General features: G+C 34.2%; 14 protein-coding genes. 3 read left to right on the forward strand and 11 right to left on the reverse strand.

The genetic code is table 11. From position 1 onward, the window contains the following. The first annotated feature begins 170 nt into the window (after positions 1-170). Complete coding sequence (locus ABW637_RS09055; protein WP_367584338.1) at positions 171-2,906, forward strand: TonB-dependent receptor domain-containing protein; 2,736 nt, start codon at positions 171-173, stop codon at positions 2,904-2,906. A 51-nt stretch (positions 2,907-2,957) separates the two neighbouring features. On the opposite strand, the gene ABW637_RS09060 is transcribed toward ABW637_RS09055, so the two are convergent. From ABW637_RS09060 to ABW637_RS09085, 6 genes are all read right to left on the reverse strand, one after another. Continuing rightward, complete coding sequence (locus tag ABW637_RS09060; protein ID WP_367584339.1) at positions 2,958-3,941, reverse strand: fatty acid desaturase family protein; 984 nt, start codon at positions 3,939-3,941, stop codon at positions 2,958-2,960. A 193-nt stretch (positions 3,942-4,134) separates the two neighbouring features. Continuing rightward, positions 4,135-5,688, reverse strand: coding sequence for an aspartate aminotransferase family protein (locus ABW637_RS09065; protein ID WP_367584340.1), 1,554 nt, complete (start codon positions 5,686-5,688; stop codon positions 4,135-4,137). A gap of 29 nt (positions 5,689-5,717) precedes the next feature. Further along, entirely contained in the window at positions 5,718-7,130 is a 1,413-nt protein-coding gene (locus ABW637_RS09070; RefSeq protein WP_367584341.1) for a glycoside hydrolase family 1 protein, read from the reverse strand. Positions 7,131-7,136: 6 nt separating this feature from the next. Continuing rightward, complete coding sequence (locus tag ABW637_RS09075; RefSeq protein ID WP_367584342.1) at positions 7,137-7,763, reverse strand: TetR/AcrR family transcriptional regulator; 627 nt, start codon at positions 7,761-7,763, stop codon at positions 7,137-7,139. Then, positions 7,764-8,423, reverse strand: coding sequence for a class II aldolase/adducin family protein (locus ABW637_RS09080; RefSeq protein WP_367584343.1), 660 nt, complete (start codon positions 8,421-8,423; stop codon positions 7,764-7,766). Positions 8,424-8,426: 3 nt separating this feature from the next. Next, a complete protein-coding gene (locus tag ABW637_RS09085; RefSeq protein ID WP_367584344.1) occupies positions 8,427-9,950 on the reverse strand; it encodes a xylulokinase in 1,524 nt (507 codons plus the stop codon). Between the two features lie 71 nt (positions 9,951-10,021). Here ABW637_RS09085 and ABW637_RS09090 point away from each other — a divergent pair, with 71 nt between their 5' ends. Next, positions 10,022-11,320, forward strand: coding sequence for an MFS transporter (locus tag ABW637_RS09090; protein ID WP_367584345.1), 1,299 nt, complete (start codon positions 10,022-10,024; stop codon positions 11,318-11,320). A gap of 122 nt (positions 11,321-11,442) precedes the next feature. Continuing rightward, entirely contained in the window at positions 11,443-13,494 is a 2,052-nt protein-coding gene (locus tag ABW637_RS09095) for a T9SS type A sorting domain-containing protein (RefSeq protein ID WP_367584346.1), read from the forward strand. A 112-nt stretch (positions 13,495-13,606) separates the two neighbouring features. Here ABW637_RS09095 and ABW637_RS09100 read toward each other — a convergent pair whose 3' ends face one another. From ABW637_RS09100 to ABW637_RS09120, 5 genes are all read right to left on the reverse strand, one after another. Next, positions 13,607-14,542: a pyridoxal-phosphate dependent enzyme gene (locus ABW637_RS09100; protein WP_367584347.1), complete on the reverse strand. Its 936-nt coding sequence runs from the start codon at positions 14,540-14,542 to the stop codon at positions 13,607-13,609. A gap of 60 nt (positions 14,543-14,602) precedes the next feature. Then, positions 14,603-15,811, reverse strand: a complete 1,209-nt coding sequence (locus ABW637_RS09105; protein ID WP_367584348.1) for a succinylglutamate desuccinylase/aspartoacylase family protein — start codon at positions 15,809-15,811, stop codon at positions 14,603-14,605. Next, positions 15,804-17,672 carry a glutamate-cysteine ligase family protein gene (locus tag ABW637_RS09110; RefSeq protein ID WP_367584349.1) on the reverse strand — a complete coding sequence of 623 codons (1,869 nt, stop codon included), beginning with the start codon at positions 17,670-17,672 and terminating at the stop codon, positions 15,804-15,806. The genes ABW637_RS09105 and ABW637_RS09110 overlap by 8 nt, the downstream gene beginning before the upstream one ends. A gap of 156 nt (positions 17,673-17,828) precedes the next feature. Further along, the gene (locus tag ABW637_RS09115) at positions 17,829-18,470 is read right to left on the reverse strand and encodes a fused MFS/spermidine synthase (protein WP_367584350.1); all 642 of its coding nucleotides are present in this window, start codon (positions 18,468-18,470) and stop codon (positions 17,829-17,831) included. A 76-nt stretch (positions 18,471-18,546) separates the two neighbouring features. Next, positions 18,547-18,945 carry a GlcG/HbpS family heme-binding protein gene (locus ABW637_RS09120; RefSeq protein WP_367584351.1) on the reverse strand — a complete coding sequence of 133 codons (399 nt, stop codon included), beginning with the start codon at positions 18,943-18,945 and terminating at the stop codon, positions 18,547-18,549. Between the last annotated feature and the right edge of the window lie 19 nt (positions 18,946-18,964).

The raw sequence follows: 18,964 nt of genomic DNA on the forward strand, positions 1-18,964 counted from the left end.
TAAGTGATCGTAGGGAAAACATATTTATTTTCTTCTTTGATAATCCTTTTTAAATGAATTTATTTCCTTGATAATGTAGTATGTAATGAAATAAAATGTATATTAGCAACCGGACGGTCGGTTTATTAATAACTTACTTGGGGATAATTATTAATTTAAAACTTATTTAAATGCAAAAAATACTGTGTATATTACCTGTGTTCTTCTTTTTTTATAGCGTTCAGGGTATATCTCAAAACGCAATTGAAGGTACAGTTAAAGATAAAAACAATATTCCTATTTTAGGAGTAAATGTAATTATTAAAGATACTAATGAAGGGGTTTCCTCTGATATAGATGGGAATTTTAAAATAACAACTTCTAAAGAATATCCAGTTATACTTCAATTTAGTTTTTTGGGATATCAGACTCAAGAGGTTGAGGTTACAAGTGCCTCCAGGGTAGAGATTATCTTACAGCAAGATGCTCAATTGATGGATGAGGTTGTGGTAAGTACATCCAGGAAGTCTGAGAGAATAATTGATGCTCCTGCTTCTGTTTCAATAATTTCGGCAAAATCTTTAGGAACCAAACCGGTAGAGAATGCTGCAAAAGCATTAACAAGTCTGGTTGGTGTTGATGTAGCCGAAGATAATATAGGACAATATTCTGTTACCTTAAGAGGAAATCGTTTTCCTTTTGGAAACACAACTTTGGTAATGGTTGATAATAGAAATATTAAGATTCCGGGATTTGACTATTCAGATTTTAGTAGGATACCACTGCTTACCGAAGATTTTGAAAGAATAGAAGTTACACGAGGGCCCGCTTCTGCTTTATATGGTCCGGGAGTTAGTTCGGGTGTAATTCAATATCGTTCTAAAAGCCCGATTAAATATCCGGGTACTACGGTTACCGTGGGTGGTGGATTGCAAAGTACATTGCAGGCTGGTATAAAACATGCACAAAAAATTAATGATCATTTTGGGTTTAAGATTAGTGCAAAATATCTAACTGCTGAAGCTTGGGAGTATGATCGTAATGATCCTCAGGATGCGGCACATTTGGCAATCAATAACACGGTTATAAGAAACCCTGTAACTGGGGCTACTATTTTGACGTTAGATCCTAATGACCCTGTAGAAACTGCTATACAAAATTTTGGTATTGCTGGTAATATTGAATATCAAAACAAGGGACATTTACTCAATGTAAACCTGGGATATTCTAGAGGTAAAGCTCCTTTTTATCTGGATCGAGGAGATGGATATTGGGATTTTCCATCCATTTATTCACAAGTGAGGTATTCAAAAGGCGGTTTTTTTATCCAGTATGACAATAATTTTATTAATTCTAAAGAAGGGAACTCATTCGGTTATAAATCGGGAGATGTTTTTATTTCAAAAAATGCTTCGCACGAAATCCAGACGCAGTATAACTTTGATTTATTTAAAGATAAATTAAATATTAGTGTCGGAGGAGAGTATAGGATCGAAACTACAGATTCTGAAGGTACTATTTATGGTCGTTTTGAAGATGATGATGATTTTGATATAGTAGGAGGGTATTTATATGCTGATTATGTTATTCTGAAAGATAAATTGAATTTGAAGGCAACAGGGAGACTAGACAATTTTATTGCTATGGATGCTACCGAGTTTTCACCACAATTAGCTATAGTTTTCAAACCACTACCAGGGCATTCGTTTAGAGGAGCATGGAGTAGAACAGCTACCCCACCACCAGCAGTTGATTTTTTTGGAGATGTAACCGTCTCTTCTCCATCTGCAGATCAACCTTTTTTTATAAATTATTTAGGAGGAAATGCATTGTATAACTATGATACTGCGATAACAAATACTTTTATACCTACTGGTGATGCTGCAAATCCATTTGTTTCTTTTGAAGGAACAGATTTTCCTTTACAAACAGCTTATGCAATAGCTTTGCAAGAATTAGGTGCATCTGGTCAGGTACCTGCAGATCTTATTGCTTTTCTACAAACCAAATTACCTGATATATCAGGAGGATCAACTCCTGTACTTATAGATCCATTAACTCAACAACCCTATGCAGCAGGTGTTAATCCTCTTAGTGCAAAAACTGAAAGGGTTTTGCCTTCTATTACAGAAAATTATGAATTAGGTTACAAAGGATTTATAGGTGAAAAATTGGCATTCGAAGTTTCAAGTTATTGGGGAAAATCTATCCGAATAAATCAACAGATAACAAATCCTTTATCCTTATTTGCAACAATTTCTCAGGATCTTGTTAGAGCAGCTACTGGTGCAATATCTGATCCAGAATATGCGTTTTTAGGTTCGCAATTGGGAATTACAGCAGATGAGGCAAGAGGATTAATTGCACAAGCTTTTACTACTGTTGGCGATAATCTAGCTGCACAACCATTAGGGGTTGTTGCACATAGTTTAGCGAATAAATTTCCTAATGCAGCCGAGGTACATCTAACTACGCAGTCTGTTGATCTTGATGATCCAATTGTGTGGGGTGGTATAGAAGCAGGTGTATCCTACAGCTTTAATGAAAATCTGAATGCTTTTGTAAATTATAATTTTGTTAATAATGATTTTAATAATACAAATGTTGTAAATACAGGTCTAACTCCTAGGAACAGAGTGAAATTAGGAGTAGAGTATATCCAGGAAGTTGGTTTTTCTTTTGGAGCTTCTATGCGTTACCAAGATCCATATACTGCTAGTTTTCAGGATGGTTATCGTTTTTCTGGCGTTTCCCCATCGTTTTCGGTATATGATGCTAATGTAAGTTATAAGTTCAAAAAAGGTTTAAACATTGCAGTTTCTGGTCAAAATATTTTTAATAACGAATACAGAGCTTATCCTTTTACACCAAAAATTGGCACCATGGTATTGGCTAAGGCTACTTATTCGTTTGGAGGAAATAAATAATAGTTTTGCTTTGTTTTATTTCTTTTTAGTAATACAGTTTGTACTTTATGATTAAGTTTTGATTTTCCTTTGCTTTTGAGCTGAAGCCATCTTTATTATTGACCAATATCCTTTGGCTAATACCCCCTTTTCATAAAACCCTTTTTCGACTAGAATTTTGTGCATTTTTGGTAAGCGATACGATGGTACAGACATAAGCATATGATGTTCTGCATGATAGTTTACATGATATGGTGCAAAAAGCATTTTTGCTAGCCAATTGGCTTTGGTTGTACGTGTGTTAAGATATGGATTGGTAGTATCTTCAACCACAGAATGTTCTGCTATGGATCTCACACGAATACAAAATTGAAAAGTAGTTAGATAAGCTCCAATCCATAAGAGGTATAGCCATGGAGAAGCAAAAAACCATAAAACTGAAAACATAATGAGGTTTGCAATTATAGGGCCTAATAGATTATCTCTAAAACATTTCAGATGATACAAAAAAGAACGATTTTCTTTAGAAACCTTGACTATTTTTCCTCCCATATTGTATTCAATATAACCTAAATTCATTATGGTAATTCCTAGTAAAGCTTTAACACCTGTAATTCCTATAAAATCCCTAATAAATTTTCGAATCATACTCATACGCGAGGTAGGATATCCTCGAGTCAATAACAAATCTGGATCTTCTTCAAGACCTGTGAGTTGATGATGCTTAAAATGATAATCTCTATATGCTAACAGATTGTTGAATATAGGATAACCTCCTAACCATTGCCCTACAAAGTCATTCAGTTTCTTGTTGGTAAAAACCGCATGATGGCCTGTATCGTGCATTAAAATGGCACAAGCCAATTGCTTACCTCCAATAACAAATAAAGATATGATAACAGTAAATATATTTGGAAAAAAGTGAACTAAAGCAAAAGCGCCTACAATCCAGATATAATGAAGGATAATATCTTTCCAAGCCAAAAAATCATTTTTTTGCATTAATAGCTTTCGCTCATCTCTGGTAAGATATTCATTAACAGGTACTACTTGCATGATTTTTGTTTTTATACAATCTCTTTAACCTACTTAACATCGGTTTGAGGTAAGGAAATATTAGGCTATGGTTTTGCAAGATTAAGACCTATAAGATACCAAAATGTATGCTATTTTCCTGAAGTTTTTCTTCTTTTTTAAATCATGAATCATGCTGATTACCTTAAAAAAATAGTCAATGTCGTTTTTTAAGTTAAATAGCTATCTGTTTAAAAATTCTTTCAAATTTTGTTAGCGCTTCGTCAATTACTTTATCTGTTTGCGCGGCACTGGTGTATAATCTGCTTCCGGCAATGGTTACGATACCAGTACTCATAAAAACGGCACCCATTTGTTCCATAAAATCTTTTCGGATTTTGATTTGTTTTAGGGCACTGGGCAGTGTCCAGGGTTTTGCAAAATTGACATCAATGAATAAAACTCCTGAAGTCTCTAAATGCACAATAGATCCTTGATTATAAGTGACATAGGGTAATTTGTGTTTGTCTATTATGGCTTGTAGTCCATTGCACAATCGATCTCCAGCTTTTCCTGCTTTTACACAAGCATCAGTCTCTATAATATTTTTTAGGGTATAGTATCCCGCAACACAACTTAATGGATTTGCTGCCATAGTACCACCAACTTTTGCTTTTTTGATCTTTTTATCACCATCTAAACCAGCTGCAAGGTATTTCATATATTCATTTTTACCTCCAATTCCTCCTGCAGATGGGTAACCACCAGCTACAACTTTACCAAAAACAGTTAAATCAGGCATAACATTAAAATATCCTTGAGCTCCTTGCATTCCAACTCTAAAAGCCGTTACTACTTCGTCAAAAATTAATAATGCTCCATATTTATCACATAAATTTCTAACTTTCTGATTATATCCTTTTGGTACAGGTCGTGTACCACTTTCTGTTCCTAAAGGCTCAAGAATTATTGCAGCAGTTCCTCCTCTTAATGTATTAAATAGTAATTTACGTTCTAAAGCCTTGAGATTGTTTGGATATACTTCTTGCGTATGCTTTGTATAGGCTCTAGGGATCCCATGTGCTTCAAAGCGCCCGGTTCTAGGAATTCTAGTACCGTAGACCATTTGATCCATCCATCCGTGATATGCTCCTCCAATTTTTATTACTTTCTTTTTTCCTGTAGCTAAACGGGCAATTCTTACCGCTGCAATCACAGATTCTGAACCAGAATTTAGCATCCTGAATTTTTCTACAGAAGGCATATACTCACATATTAGCTTGGCTAATTTATATTCATATTCATGAAACAAGCCTGTAGAAGGGCCTGTTGTATTTAACACTTCGATCGCTTTTTCTCTAACTTCTTTTGGATTAGAACCTAAAACCGTTGGCCCACCTGCTTGTAAAAAATCTATATATCTATTACCATCGATATCATATAGATAGGCTCCTTCAGCCTTATCAAAAACAATAGGATAAGGGTAATTAAATGCTAAGTTGTGTTGTACGCCACCAGGTATATACTCTTTGGCACGATCAATCATATTTTTTGATCGCACACATTTTTCATCAAAATAGCGAAGGGAAGTATCTAATAATTTCTTTGGTAAATTAACAACAGGTGTATCTACTAAATTTTGTAATTTTTTATAGATAGGATTGATGTCATGATACTCTGTAATGCTATAATTCGTTTGTTTTACCATTTCTGTCGCTGCTGAATTAATTTGCTGAGTATTGTTATCTTGCTTGCTCGATCTATGTTTTGTTTGCTCTACTGTTTCCATAATTGCTGAATTAGTTAACTAAATTACATTTACTTAGATTTGGCCTGCTTAATAATCTCTATATACTTCTTAGCACCTTCTTTTAAGGTTCTATTTTGAGTTTTAAAATCTACATGATACAACCCAAATCGTTCTCCATAACCTAAATTCCACTCAAAATTATCTGTTAAAGACCAGTAATAGTAGCCTCTTACATCGTAACCATCTTCTATGGCTTTAGAAACTGCATATAGGTATTGATCAATAAAGTCTGCCCTGCGATTATCTTTGTCATCTGCAATTCCATTTTCTGTAATGATTATTGGTACTCCGATTTTAGAAATACGCTTTATAGCTCTGTATAGGCCTTCTGGATACATACCGTAATCCATATCGGTCATGATTTCTCCCGGGTAGGGCATAGGTTCTAATGATTCATCGATATTTCCATTAAAATTAAAGGCGTAATGAGAGTAGTAATTTAATCCTATAAAGTCTAAAGATTTGTTTGCTCCTTTAATGGTTGATGAACGATCAACCATTGTAGGCATGTAAAAACTGAACTCATCTGATTTAAGTAATTCTAAAACCACTTCATTGTAATTACTATCTGCTAGGTATTTTATAAGGTGATCCATAATATTATATTTTCCATTTGCATCCATCTGCATCATATTCTTAACAAGACCTACTTCAGTTTGAGCCCCATCGGGTAGAGATTTTATTTTTTGATAGACTTGTACATGAGCTTTCATCAAATTCTCCATGACTAGTGCAGCTAGTTCTGGATCGCTTTTTCCTGGTGGAAACATTCCAGAAAAATAGGCATCAAACATGTATACGCCGGGCTCGTTGATAGTACACCATTGTTTAACCTTATCTTTTAAGGCTAAATAAACAGTTTCAGAAAAATCGACGAAGTACTGTATGTTTTCTTCTTTTTCGAAAGCTCCTAACTCCTGAAACCAAAGTGGGTGTGTAAAATGATGCAGTGTAACCATAGGTTGAATTCCTTTGGTTAATAAACTATCTGTAACTTGAATATAGTGCAGCAATGCTAAAGAATCTACAACTCCTTTTTGAGGCATGATTTTACTCCAGGATACCGAAAAACGGTAAGAATCCACATTAAGATCTTTCATTAACTGAATATCTTCTGGATATCGGTTCCAATGATCGCAGGCATCACCGGATTTATCATTATTTTTTATAGTAGCCTCACCATTTTCTTTGGTTTGTTTTTCCCACCAACCAAAATTATTAATATCCTGATGTCCTCCTTCTACCTGATGTGCAGCAGAAGCGACACCCCATACAAAATCTGACGGAAATTTCTTTTCGGAAGCGTCAATTGCTGACCAATCCCACTGTAATAATGGGTCTCTGGAGTTTAGTTTCCATAGACCGACCCCGTAGAGAATGGTTATTAACAACATTGATATGATTAGGTTTTTTTTCTTCATGGCTAATTAATTTTCTATACAAATCATCTTAAAATAATTGTCAAATACCTGTTTATATTTAATCAACAACACGTTTTTAATGTCTCCTTTTACTGTAGAATGATTTAATGCTAATCCTTCCATCATGCTAATTAATTGAAAAGCTACCGCTTCGACATCTAGATCTTTTCGTATTTGGTTAGTATCCATTGCATGTCTGACCATATTTTGAATATCTTTTCTATAATGTGCTACGGTTTCTAAAATTTGATGACGAACTTTTTCATGGGTTTCACTCTCTAGTTGAAAACTGAAAAAATTTCGAATTGGAAAATCAAGTCCTCTTTCTGATAAGTGTTCAATTTCTGAAAACAGCTCGGCTGCAAAGTGATATAAGGTTTCTATATCCTTTTTAAAATTACCAGTGATCATTTCAACAATATCATTATTTAATATCTTGAAATAATATGCTTGCAAAGTAGCGTCATAGATCTCCTCTTTACTAGTGAAATGATGGTAAATCGCTCCTTTGGATAGATTTGTTGCTTCCATTATATTTTTTATGGTTACTTCTTTATATCCCTTTTCAAGGAATAAAATGAAAGCCACTTTTATGATGTTTTCTTTACTTTTTGGATCTTTTTTACGTGCCATTTATTTATTTTTTTTAGCTTCTTTAGAATATTTTAAAAGGTAATATTTGTGCATTGCCCATGCTTCAAATTTATTAATAGATTTGGCTCCTCCTAAAAATTCTGCTTCTATAAATGCTTTTGCAGCTTTTTCTAAGACTTGACAACATACAAAAACTTCCTCTATATCTCTACCAATGCATACTGCTCCGTGATTTGCCATTAAAGCTGCATTTCTACCTTTAAGCGCTTTTACAGTAGCTTTTACAATCTTTTTTGTATTGGGTAGAGCATAAGGAGCGACTCTAACCGATGGTCCTAATAATTGTGCCTGATCATCCAGTATTGGTGGGATTTCCCTGCGTGCTACCGCTACAGTAGAAGCATTCATTTGATGCGTATGAATTACTGCATTTACATTCTTACGTGTTTTATAAATTGCTGTATGTAGTTTATATTCTGAAGAAGGTTTTATGGATCCTTCGTAGGTATGTATTTTATAATTTACGCATACCATATCTTCTGGCTCTAACTCTTCATAAGGCCTGCCAGAAGGTGTGATGATCATATCTGTATCGTTTAGTCGTATACTAACATTTCCCCAGGTTCTAGCTACCAAACCTTCCTTAAGTAACTTTTTACCTGCTTTACATACCGCTATTCTTGCTTCTTCTTCAGTCATTTGTTATGAATTAAATCTTTTAGCATTTATAGTTTGATAAGATGTTTTTAGTTGAGTATATACCGTTTTATAATTTTGATACATTTCCTGATATATTTTTCTGTTTTTCAATCTAGGTTTAAATACTTTATTGATAGTATTTATTTCTTGTACTATAGAGAAATCTTTTTCAATACCTAAACCAACTAAAGCGGTCATTGCACATCCAATAGCTCCAGACATTTTTGGATGTTTTGTAGTTTTTAAATCTATTTCTAAAATATCACTTAAGCTTTGCAACCAGGAGTTATTTTTTGACCCCCCACCTATAACCACCAATTCTTTAATATCTATGCCATAATCCTTCCTAATATTTTCTATAGTCCAGCGCAGATTATAGCCAATACCTTCTAGTAAAGCACACATAATATGCCCTCTGGTATGTTCTAAACCTAAATTAAATATTGTACTTCTGGTTGTGGTATCTGTTATAGGTGTACGCTCCCCTTGAAACCAAGGGGTAAATATCAGATCATCTGCACCAGCAGGAGTAGCATCAACTTCTTCTTCCATTACTTTATAAATACATATTCCCTCATTTTTTTCTTTTTTATATAGTTTGTTTAGTGCCCATTCTACATTTACACCTGCGGATTCTGTGATTCCTACTAATAAGGAATGTTTAGGATCAGCACTTTGCAAACTTGCGATACCTCTTTTAAACTTATAATTCTTTTCAGTACTAATACCTACCCAAGCCGAGGTTCCTAAATAAAGGTGTGCTTGATGATCTGCTATCTGACCCGAGCCTATTGCTGCACTTTGGGTATCGTCGCATCCTCCGTAAATTTTCACAGCTGTTGATAAGCCCAATTCGGCTGATGCTTTTTCTGTTAAGTGTCCGATCAAATCGGTAGATTTTACTAGATCAGGAAGTTTACCCACATCAATTCCGGCTACTTTAAAGAATAAGCGTTCCCAATCTTTTTTATCTAGATTGAACCCATAACTACAGGCCCCTGACCATTCTGTAACCATCTTGCCAGTACATTTATATTTTAAAAACCCATTTACATCTAAAAATTTATGCGTCTTTTTATACAAGCAATTTTCTAATTCTTTAAACCATAATAATTTAGGAATCACATCTTTACCTGATAATTCTACTCCGGTTATTTTTTTAAATACTGATTTACCCAAAAATCTACTCATCATTTTTTTAGACTGTATAGATGCCCTGGCATCTACCCACGAAATGTTATTATATAGTATTTCACCATTTTGATCAACAGGTATGATCCCCATGCTTTGGGTTGAAAAAACCATAGCTATAATATTATTTTTTCTAACCACTGATTTAGAGACTAATTGGTTTGTAGTGTAGCAGACAGCGCTCCAATAGTCGTTAGGGTTTTGTTCAGCCCATCCAGGTTTTGGTAATATAATTTCATAACCATGCTCAGATGAATCATATACCTTTCCGTCAATTCCAATAAGGACTGCCTTGTTGCTTTGCGTCCCTACATCATGAGCAATTATATATTTCATATTAATTTTCTTATATTTGTACACGCAAACAGACCATACGGTCTGTAAATGTATAAAAAAAAGCAGTACCAATGATCAAAAATCTTGATTATCCTAAAAAAAGATGGTTTATGCTGACCATTTTGATATTAGTAACTATAATGGTAGAAATACAATGGCTTACTCATGCTCCCATAGCCAGAGTGGCCCAGAAGTTTTATGAGAATCAATTAGGTTTTTATCCTTGGTTAACTATAGATACTTTGGCTGTTGTGTATATGTTTGTTTTTGTAATTATATGCTTACCTGCTAGTTATATCATTGATACGTATGGCATTAAAACCGGAATAGGAATTGGAGCCATATTACTAATAATTGGTTCGATTATTAAAGGTTTTAGTGGGTACAATTTTTTAACGGTATTCATTGGTCAATTGTTTTTGGCAACCGCACAGCCTTTCATAATTAATGCCGTTACCGCATTTAGTGCGAGATGGTTTCCATTAAGAGAACGTGCAATGGCAGTTGGTTTTACAGCTTTGGCGCAATATTTAGGTATTGTTATGGTCATGCTCATCACACCTATGTTAGTGGTTAATTCTCCAGATGATCCTAATTATGGAGAAGGAATAGATTTGATGCTTGTTATGTATATGATTCCCAGTGTATTATCAGGTATTTTGATCTTACTTTTTTTGGAAGAAAAACCAGAACATATTCCTTTTAATCATCAAAAAACCAGACTTAATTTTAAAAAAGGCTTAGTACATATGCTTCAATTAAAAGATGCCATGTTGACTATTTTATTATTTACAATTGGCTTAGGTATTTTTAATGCTATAAGTACTTTGGTGGATTCTATTACCGCTAACCTAAATATTAAAGATTCAGATGGGTTAATAGGTGGGGTTATGTTAATTGGAGGGATTGTTGGAGCAATTATTCTCCCGATTTTATCAGATAAATATCAAAAAAGAAAACCGTTTTTAGTTTTTTGTATGTTAGGTGTTATACCTGCTATCATTGGTCTTGCATATGCAGTGGAGATATCTGGGTTACTAAAATTAACAACAAATGGCACTTATAATTTGGCACTAGCATCAAGTTTTCTATTAGGGTTTTGTATCATGAGCGCAGGTCCAATAGGTTTTCAATATACTGCAGAAATTACTTCACCTACTCCAGAGTCGACGTCTCAGGGCATTTTATTATTAGTTGGACAAATAAGTGGAATTGCCTTAGTGGCACTAATGGGTATGCAAGACAATATGTATCTGAGTAGTATGATGAAATTATTTGTCTTACTATCAATTATAGCTTTTATAGCAATATTATTTATTAAAGAGTCTCCTATCAAGTCGCTAGTTAAAGATTACCAGCAAATTAATTAGACACTTTTAAGACTCTTACTGCCGGTTATGTTGACAATTTGATGTTTTTAGTATTGACTTATGTTAAACCTAAAGCAGCAATATGGTCACAATGTTTATTGAATAAATTTTAAACCAACACAATGAAAACTCAAGTACTCTTACCTTTATTTTTACTTTTTATGCTTTTTACATCAGTTGCTCAAAACAGAGGAGATGTAATTAGCACAGAACTCTTAGTGTCCTGGACTCCGGATGAACAACAGGAATACATGAAATCTAAGCTTGGCTCTGATCTGCCAATTGACGAAAACCTTATTAACTTAATACTAGATGCTTTAGCTAATGGAGTATATCCTTATGATGTAAATATTTATAAAGTGAGATACTGGACTCAGGATTTGTTTGGAGCAATGGTACAGGCAACCGGTGCTATGACTGTACCTCAAAACAATCACGGTAAAACAATGATCATATTCGGGAGAGGTCATGTATATGATGAAGCTGATGTATTCTCTAACCTAAGAGGCGGAGGAGGAAGTGACTTATTTGCAACTGCCTACAGTATGGTCGATTTTATAACACTGGTTCCTGATTATATAGGCTGTGGTGATGGAGAAGGAAGAGAGAAAGCTTTTAATCACAATGAAGGGGCTAATGCTATGGTGGATATCTATAGAGCAGGTTTAAAGGTCACGAACTCAATGGGTATTAAGCGTAACGGACAAGTCTTTGTCGGTGGTTATTCTCAAGGAGGAGGAAATGCTATGGCAACCCTAAAATATCTTCGAGAAACAGGATTGTTATGGAGCGAACTCCCGGTTCATAATGCAATTTTTGGTGGTGGACCTTATGATTTTGGTAATACTACTTTAAATTATTCTGTGACAGTAGAAGAAACTATTGATCCTGAATATTATTTTATGTTCGTTAGAGGAGCGAAAGATGCAGGGTATGATGTTTATGATAATCCATATGATAAAATCAATCCAGAATACTGGGATGAATGGGATTATTATATCGAAAACGACATTATCAGAAAAGAGAATATACCTACACGTTGGAGAGAAATGTTTAGACCTGAAGCTATTGAAGAATTATCTGATCCTAACGGTCCACTTTTTCAATATGCCAGAACTCTGGATGTTTTTGACTGGGATAATCATATTTCTATTTTATTAACTTATGGTAGTGGTGATAAAGAAGTTCCTTATCAGAATTCTATAATTGCCAGAGATGCTATACGAAATAATGTGCCATGGTATAATTTCTGGAGACGTTGGATTATTAATACGAGAGACTTTGGAGAAGATGTTGATCATAGAGGTGCTGGAGCATTTACGTTATTAAACTCTATTATTGAGTTTGGGCTTCATCGTAATGCACATAATGCCGTAAATGTGAATAATTATATTAATGGAGCCAAGAACCAAGAGTTAACACCAGAACCACTTTTGACCACTAATTTAAGTGCTATTACTCCTCGAGTAGAATTAAATGCAAGGACAACCGAAAAAGCGAAGCGTAATATTTCAGATGTTAAAATTACGGCTATATCGACAAAAAATAATTACCAAAAAACGAGCATACAAGGTAATATGATAGATATGTCATCGTATAAGTCAGGTATGTATTTAATCGAAGCCAAAGTAGATGGAGTTAGAAAAACTGAGCTATACTATCGTCCTAAGTTAGATGTAGTAGCTCCTGGTAATAATTATTATTACCCACTTCAAAAAAGACAAGGAATTTGGATATTGGACATTAATAACCTGAAAAATGCAATCACGGTCAATGTCTTTGATAAGAAGTTGCAGCTAGTTAATTCCTTCTCTGTAAAAGAGAAAAAACAAGTAGTGTTAGCTGGAATAAAAACTGGAACCTATACTGTCGAAGTATTAACCAATGAAAGAGCATATTACCTAGAGTTAAAAAATACATCTGGAGTTAAAAATGATAATAGTATCCTTTATCTTCAAAGATCAAATGAAATACTACTTTCATTGCAAAATACTAAGACCGCTCTTCTTGAAGTCTATGATATTAGGGGAAGGGTTGTGCAATCGGTATCTGATTTTACAAATCAACCTTATAAGATTTCATTAAAACCTGGGTTGAAAACTGGAATTTATATTGTAAAAGCATTTTTGACTAATGGTACGAACCTTACGCATAAGATTGTTATACGCCAATAAGTAATCCAAACAGATTAATTGTTAAACTATTTAGACCTGATCGATATAAAAATCTATCAGGTCTTTTTATGTGAATTGGTAGTTCAATTTTCTTTCTTCTTCTTTTAAAAGTTTAAAATGGAAGTTTCTCCAGGTCAACATTTCCACCCGAAAGGATGATTCCAACTTTTTTATTTTTGAAATATTCTTTTTCTCTTAACAAAGCTGCAAAAGGTACTGCACAAGAAGGTTCGATAATAATTTTCATACGTTCCCATATCAATCGCATGGCAGATATGATTTCATTTTCTTCAACCCGAATAATTTTAGTAACATGCTTTTTTATGATAGGAAAATTAATATCCCCCAATTGAGTTTTCAGTCCATCAGCAATAGTATTCGTCGTTTCGTTATGTTCAATTTTTCCACTTTGTAGAGAACGAAAGGCATCATCAACTTCAAAAGGTTCGCCACCAATAACCTTGCAATGATTACCATAAAAATTTGCAGTTAGCGCTGTACCGGCAATTAATCCACCTCCTCCAATGGGAGTTAAGATATAATTTAAATCAGGGTGATTCTCTAGTAATTCTATAGCAGCGGTTCCTTGTCCTAGGATCACATCCAGATCATTAGAAGGATGTATAAAAGTAGCGCCTTTTTCTTGCTCAATTCGAGCTGCAGTTTGTTCTCGGTCTTCCAGTGTAGGAAGGCATTCAATAATTATACCTCCATATCCTTTTACAGCATCTTTTTTTACCTGTGGGGCATTAGAAGGCATCACGATATAAGCTTTTACCTCCAAACTTTGTGCTGCTAGTGATAATGCCTGGGCAAAATTACCAGAAGAATGGGTAACAACACCTTTGGCTTGTCGCTCTTTTGATAATTGTAGAATTGCATTGGCAGCCCCTCTCATTTTAAAAGCCCCCATACGTTGAAAATTCTCACACTTAAAATATAGGTCAGCTTCCGAAATTTTGTTTAATAAACGAGAGGTCAATACCGGTGTCTTGTGAATGTATGGTTTGATCCTATCGTGACAATTTTTTAATTCTTGTTTTGTCATCCAGGTAATTAAATTGCAATTCCCTAAAATTAATACTTTTTTACTTCATGGATTTTATGACTATGCTTTATTTTTAATCCACCGAGTATATTGATATTCTTTAGTTTTTGAAGCAGTTTCCCTGTTTTTTAAACTTAAGTGATTCTTGTCGATTTGTTTACTTCTATATCCTAAAAGGTGAAAGAACTGCCTGGTAAAAAACCGTGCAATTTTTAAATTTACAGTTAAGACATCTTTTTTGTCTGAACCCCATCGTACACCTGGTAATAAAGGTAAAACCCGATCAAAATTTATATTGCGTAAAATCGCAGATAAAGTAAGGAAGAATCTAGAGGTTCTTTTGATAACAAAAAAACCGTCATTACCTTGTTTTTGATATAATGGCATAAATATTTTTCCATGTTTATGAGAAATGATCGGTTTACCATTACTTGTTGCTAACACTTGATTCTTTTCAATTTTTTGAAAATTCATGAATCCAGGCTCCATAGTAAAAGTATCTGCATTATGGATCTTATGTCGCGCATAGATCTCATAAACATGTTTGTAATCCAAAGAATTAGTAGACAACCCCAGATGATAATACTCATAATTGATATCTGTTTTAGCAATGCTGCCTGCAAAAACTAAGGTAAGATAGATAAAGGATATATGATTTTGAATAGATGCTATATCATCATGTTGACCTGCTTCAAAGCCAAAAGAAACATAACCTAATTCATTAATGTAGCTTAGCAATGGTCCTTCTAAATATTCTTCGATACCAAGAATCATGGGTAAAGGATATTGCATTGTAAACTTTCGATTTAATAAACTATCATTTACCGTAAGAAAGGGTACAGTTTTACTAGACGTCGAATGTAGATCCATAAAGTAAAACGGTCCATTTTCAATTTCAAGAATTTTAAGAATGGTGTTATATATGTCTTTTTGCTGACCAATATCCCGGTTATCTTTAGGGGAAACTTCAGTGAGACTTTTTATGCTTTTAGCAGTCCATAATCGATTTAAATCTTGCTTGTCATATCGTTTGCCTTTTTCTAGTGCCCAAAGATTACCGCTTATTGCATAGATACTTCCCAGAATAGAGATGTTTTGTTCTTGTAATTCGGTTAAGACTTTGTGTAATGCAAATACCCCAGAGGGTTCATTGCCATGTATACCTCCAAAAAAAATAAGGGTAGGGCCTTCTTCAGATCCTTTAATATGGCCGATTAATCGTTTTACTTCTAGTGTTTTATTTAATGCTTTACTATAGACTTTAATCATGATCAAATGCAATTACATCTTTTATTGTAATTATACCTACCAGATCCTGTTCTTGTAGTACTGGAAGACAACCGATTTCATGCTTTTTCATTATTTCTATCGCATTTTTTATGGTGGTTTTTGGTTGTACAGTAATTACTTTTTTTACCATGATATCTGATACAATACGCTTATCATGATTTTTTTCTTGATTCTGAATTTTTTTCACGTGATTCCATGTCAATAATCCAGAGAGTTTACCAGATTCATTTTCTACAGGAACATGATGAATGTTTTTCCATTTCATTATACTGGTTGCAAGGCTAGCCAAATCATATTCATCTACAGTAAATAAATTAGTAGACATGATATGGCCCACTAGCGATGCATCGTCTAAAATTGTAGGAATACTTTTAATCATAGGCCAATCATGACCAGTAGATCGATTTTGTTGATTTTGGTATGTGGTTTTAGTTAGTGCACGTAGCGCACTATCTTTTTTCATGTTTTTACGAAGAAAACGATAATTTTTGACGGTCCATTCGTTTGGGGTGTTGCCTTTTGTTCGATTTTCTATAATCTTCAGTAATCTTTCTATATCGTTTCGGTCGATGTTTACTTTTTTTAATCCGGTGTATGCAATTGGCAAAAGTTCTTGTAATACGAGTTCTTGAACAGAAATTGATTTCCCCATCCATTGTAGCATGGTGCTTTTGCCCATTCTGGCGGCTTTAATAAAGTTTCCTTTAGCATCTCTAAAATCCATGCAATCTGGCATGTTGTTGTATTTGGATGGGCGTCCGATCATTAATCCTACCCAAAATGCAAAATTTGCAACTTCATCAAGAGTAGTAGGGCCCGATGGGATGTAGCGATTTTCAATTCTAACATGGGGTTTTCCTTCACTAATACCATAACAAGGTCGGTTCCATCGATAGACTGTTCCATTATGTAAGTTAAGTGCTTGCAGCTTTGGAGTATTCCCTTTTTTCAACTCTGAAAGTGAATTAGAGGCAATATCTCGAGATAAAACAATTTTGTGATGTGCAATATCATTTTTAAAAATCTCTATAACAGAACCTGATGCCCATTGATTACTGAAACTCACTCTGGCTCTACGATCTTTGAGAGCATAGGACGCTCTGCGTATATCTAAACTCTGTCTGAATAATGCAATGCGGGTTTCGTTCCATAATTCTCTACCAAATAATAAGGGTGAATTAGCACATATTCCTAGAACCGGACCAGATATTGCCTGTGCCCAATTATAGCTTGAGATAAAATCTTGAGGAGGAATTTGCAAGTGCATTTGAAAGCTAGTATTACAAGCCTCAAAAAGTACATTTTGGTGATGTATACTTAATTCATCTACCCCTCTGATATGAAGCTCGAAATCTGTACCTCTTTGTGCTCTTAATATTTCATTAAGTATATGATACCTTGGGTTAGGAGTCATATATTCTAGTTCTAGATGACGTTTTCTGATCGTAGGCAGAATACCAGTAAGTACTATTTTAGTATCTAATTTTTCTCCTACTCCTTTAGCTTTGTTTAATAAGCGGTTTAATTCGTTTTCAACTTTTGAGAAGCAATTTGTTTTTAACTCAAGAGGATCTAGGTTAATTTCTAGATTATATTTAGCTAATTCTGTCGTAAAGTGGGAGTCGTTAATATTTTTTAATATTTCTTCTGCATTTTTTGCGGGCCTCCAATTAGAGTTGACTAAACAAAATTCTTGTTCTGCACCAATGCGAATGATGTTATCTTCTATTACCCCTTTTTCTAGCATAATTTCTAAGGCTTTTATATCATCAAGCAAATGTTCAATAAATTCGGCGCGATCTTTTCGATTTGTTTGGCGTTTTACATTGTGTTCACCCATAGCTACTAATATTAAAAATAGAACAGACTCATAATGAGCTGTACTAACTTTAAAAATATTAGCTTTTTAAATCAAAAAGAATGCTATTTGTCATAGTTATGTAATTATTTATGACTAATTACATTTGTGAATTGAAAAGAAAATTATATTTCTGTATTATTTCTTTTTACCTATCAAAAGCGTGTTTACACTTTCTACATTATCATGCTGAGTCCATATAATACTTGACTCTAATCCAGATTTTAGGCTTTCGATTCTGGTTGTGTCTTTAAGAAGAATCCCGGCATTAAATAGAATATTACCGGTTGGTTTTAGCAATTGAAGTATATGTTCCCAAAATTTTTCTTCATAAAAAGGTTCAGGAACCGTTTGATCAATAAAAATATCAATGATAATTAAATCGTAGTGCCTTTTGCAGTTTTCTACATAATGTAAAGCATCATCATTAATAATGCTTAGATGTTTGTTCTCTTTTAAGTCAAATTCATCTTTGGCTATTTGGATTACTGTAGCATCAATCTCTACAGCGGTAATTTTGCCTTTATAATTAAATCTGTTGTTTAGGGATTTGATAGCGCTTCCACCGCCTAATCCAAGTAATAATATTTCAGTAGTATTTTGGATTTCAATCTGGGTGAATCCGTAGTTCAGAACTTTTTCTAATGCACCGTACGAGTAATTAGCGTTTTGACTATCGAGAACTTTTATCCCATTAATCCAGGTGACTTCTAGTGTTCCATTTATTTGGGATGTTATTCTTTTTGTCAAAGGCCATATATGACTTATGATCTTTTTCATATACTTTTTCTCTAAAAATATCCCGGTTGTCATTTATAATGAATAACACCGGGATAGTATTTGTTAAGAAATAAGATTAGAATGCCGAAGCTCCCGCTTCTGCAACTGCATGATCATTTTCTACACTACTTCCGCTAACGCCAATAGCGCCAATGATTTCACCTTGATTATTTTTAATCGGGACACCGCCAGGAAAAGTAATTAACCCTCCATTAGAATGTTCTATGTTATATAGTGCTCCACCAGGTTGAGAAAGCCCACCGATAACTCCTGTATTCATATCAAAAAAGCGAGCTGTTTTGGCCTTTTTGAGAGAAATATCAGCAGATCCTAGCCAGGCTCCGTCCATACGCACAAATGCCAAAAGGTTGGCTCCTGCATCGACTACAGATATATTCATTTTGGTGTCTAATGCAATTGATTTTTCTTTTGCTACGGCAATAATTTTTTCGGCTTGTTCTAGAGTAATGTTCATGATTTTTTGTGTTTAAAAT

The organism is Aquimarina penaris (genome assembly GCF_040786285.1).
In the GTDB taxonomy this organism is placed as follows: Bacteria; Bacteroidota; Bacteroidia; order Flavobacteriales; family Flavobacteriaceae; genus Aquimarina.

Coding starts and splice junctions, on each gene's coding strand:
- ABW637_RS09055 (WP_367584338.1), top strand. CDS start 171: ATGCAAAAAATACTGTGTATATTACCTGTGTTCTTCTTTTTTTATAGC.
- ABW637_RS09060 (WP_367584339.1), bottom strand. CDS start 3,941: ATGCAAGTAGTACCTGTTAATGAATATCTTACCAGAGATGAGCGAAAG.
- ABW637_RS09065 (WP_367584340.1), bottom strand. CDS start 5,688: ATGGAAACAGTAGAGCAAACAAAACATAGATCGAGCAAGCAAGATAAC.
- ABW637_RS09070 (WP_367584341.1), bottom strand. CDS start 7,130: ATGAAGAAAAAAAACCTAATCATATCAATGTTGTTAATAACCATTCTC.
- ABW637_RS09075 (WP_367584342.1), bottom strand. CDS start 7,763: ATGGCACGTAAAAAAGATCCAAAAAGTAAAGAAAACATCATAAAAGTG.
- ABW637_RS09080 (WP_367584343.1), bottom strand. CDS start 8,423: ATGACTGAAGAAGAAGCAAGAATAGCGGTATGTAAAGCAGGTAAAAAG.
- ABW637_RS09085 (WP_367584344.1), bottom strand. CDS start 9,950: ATGAAATATATAATTGCTCATGATGTAGGGACGCAAAGCAACAAGGCA.
- ABW637_RS09090 (WP_367584345.1), top strand. CDS start 10,022: ATGATCAAAAATCTTGATTATCCTAAAAAAAGATGGTTTATGCTGACC.
- ABW637_RS09095 (WP_367584346.1), top strand. CDS start 11,443: ATGAAAACTCAAGTACTCTTACCTTTATTTTTACTTTTTATGCTTTTT.
- ABW637_RS09100 (WP_367584347.1), bottom strand. CDS start 14,542: ATGACAAAACAAGAATTAAAAAATTGTCACGATAGGATCAAACCATAC.
- ABW637_RS09105 (WP_367584348.1), bottom strand. CDS start 15,811: ATGATTAAAGTCTATAGTAAAGCATTAAATAAAACACTAGAAGTAAAA.
- ABW637_RS09110 (WP_367584349.1), bottom strand. CDS start 17,672: ATGGGTGAACACAATGTAAAACGCCAAACAAATCGAAAAGATCGCGCC.
- ABW637_RS09115 (WP_367584350.1), bottom strand. CDS start 18,470: ATGAAAAAGATCATAAGTCATATATGGCCTTTGACAAAAAGAATAACA.
- ABW637_RS09120 (WP_367584351.1), bottom strand. CDS start 18,945: ATGAACATTACTCTAGAACAAGCCGAAAAAATTATTGCCGTAGCAAAA.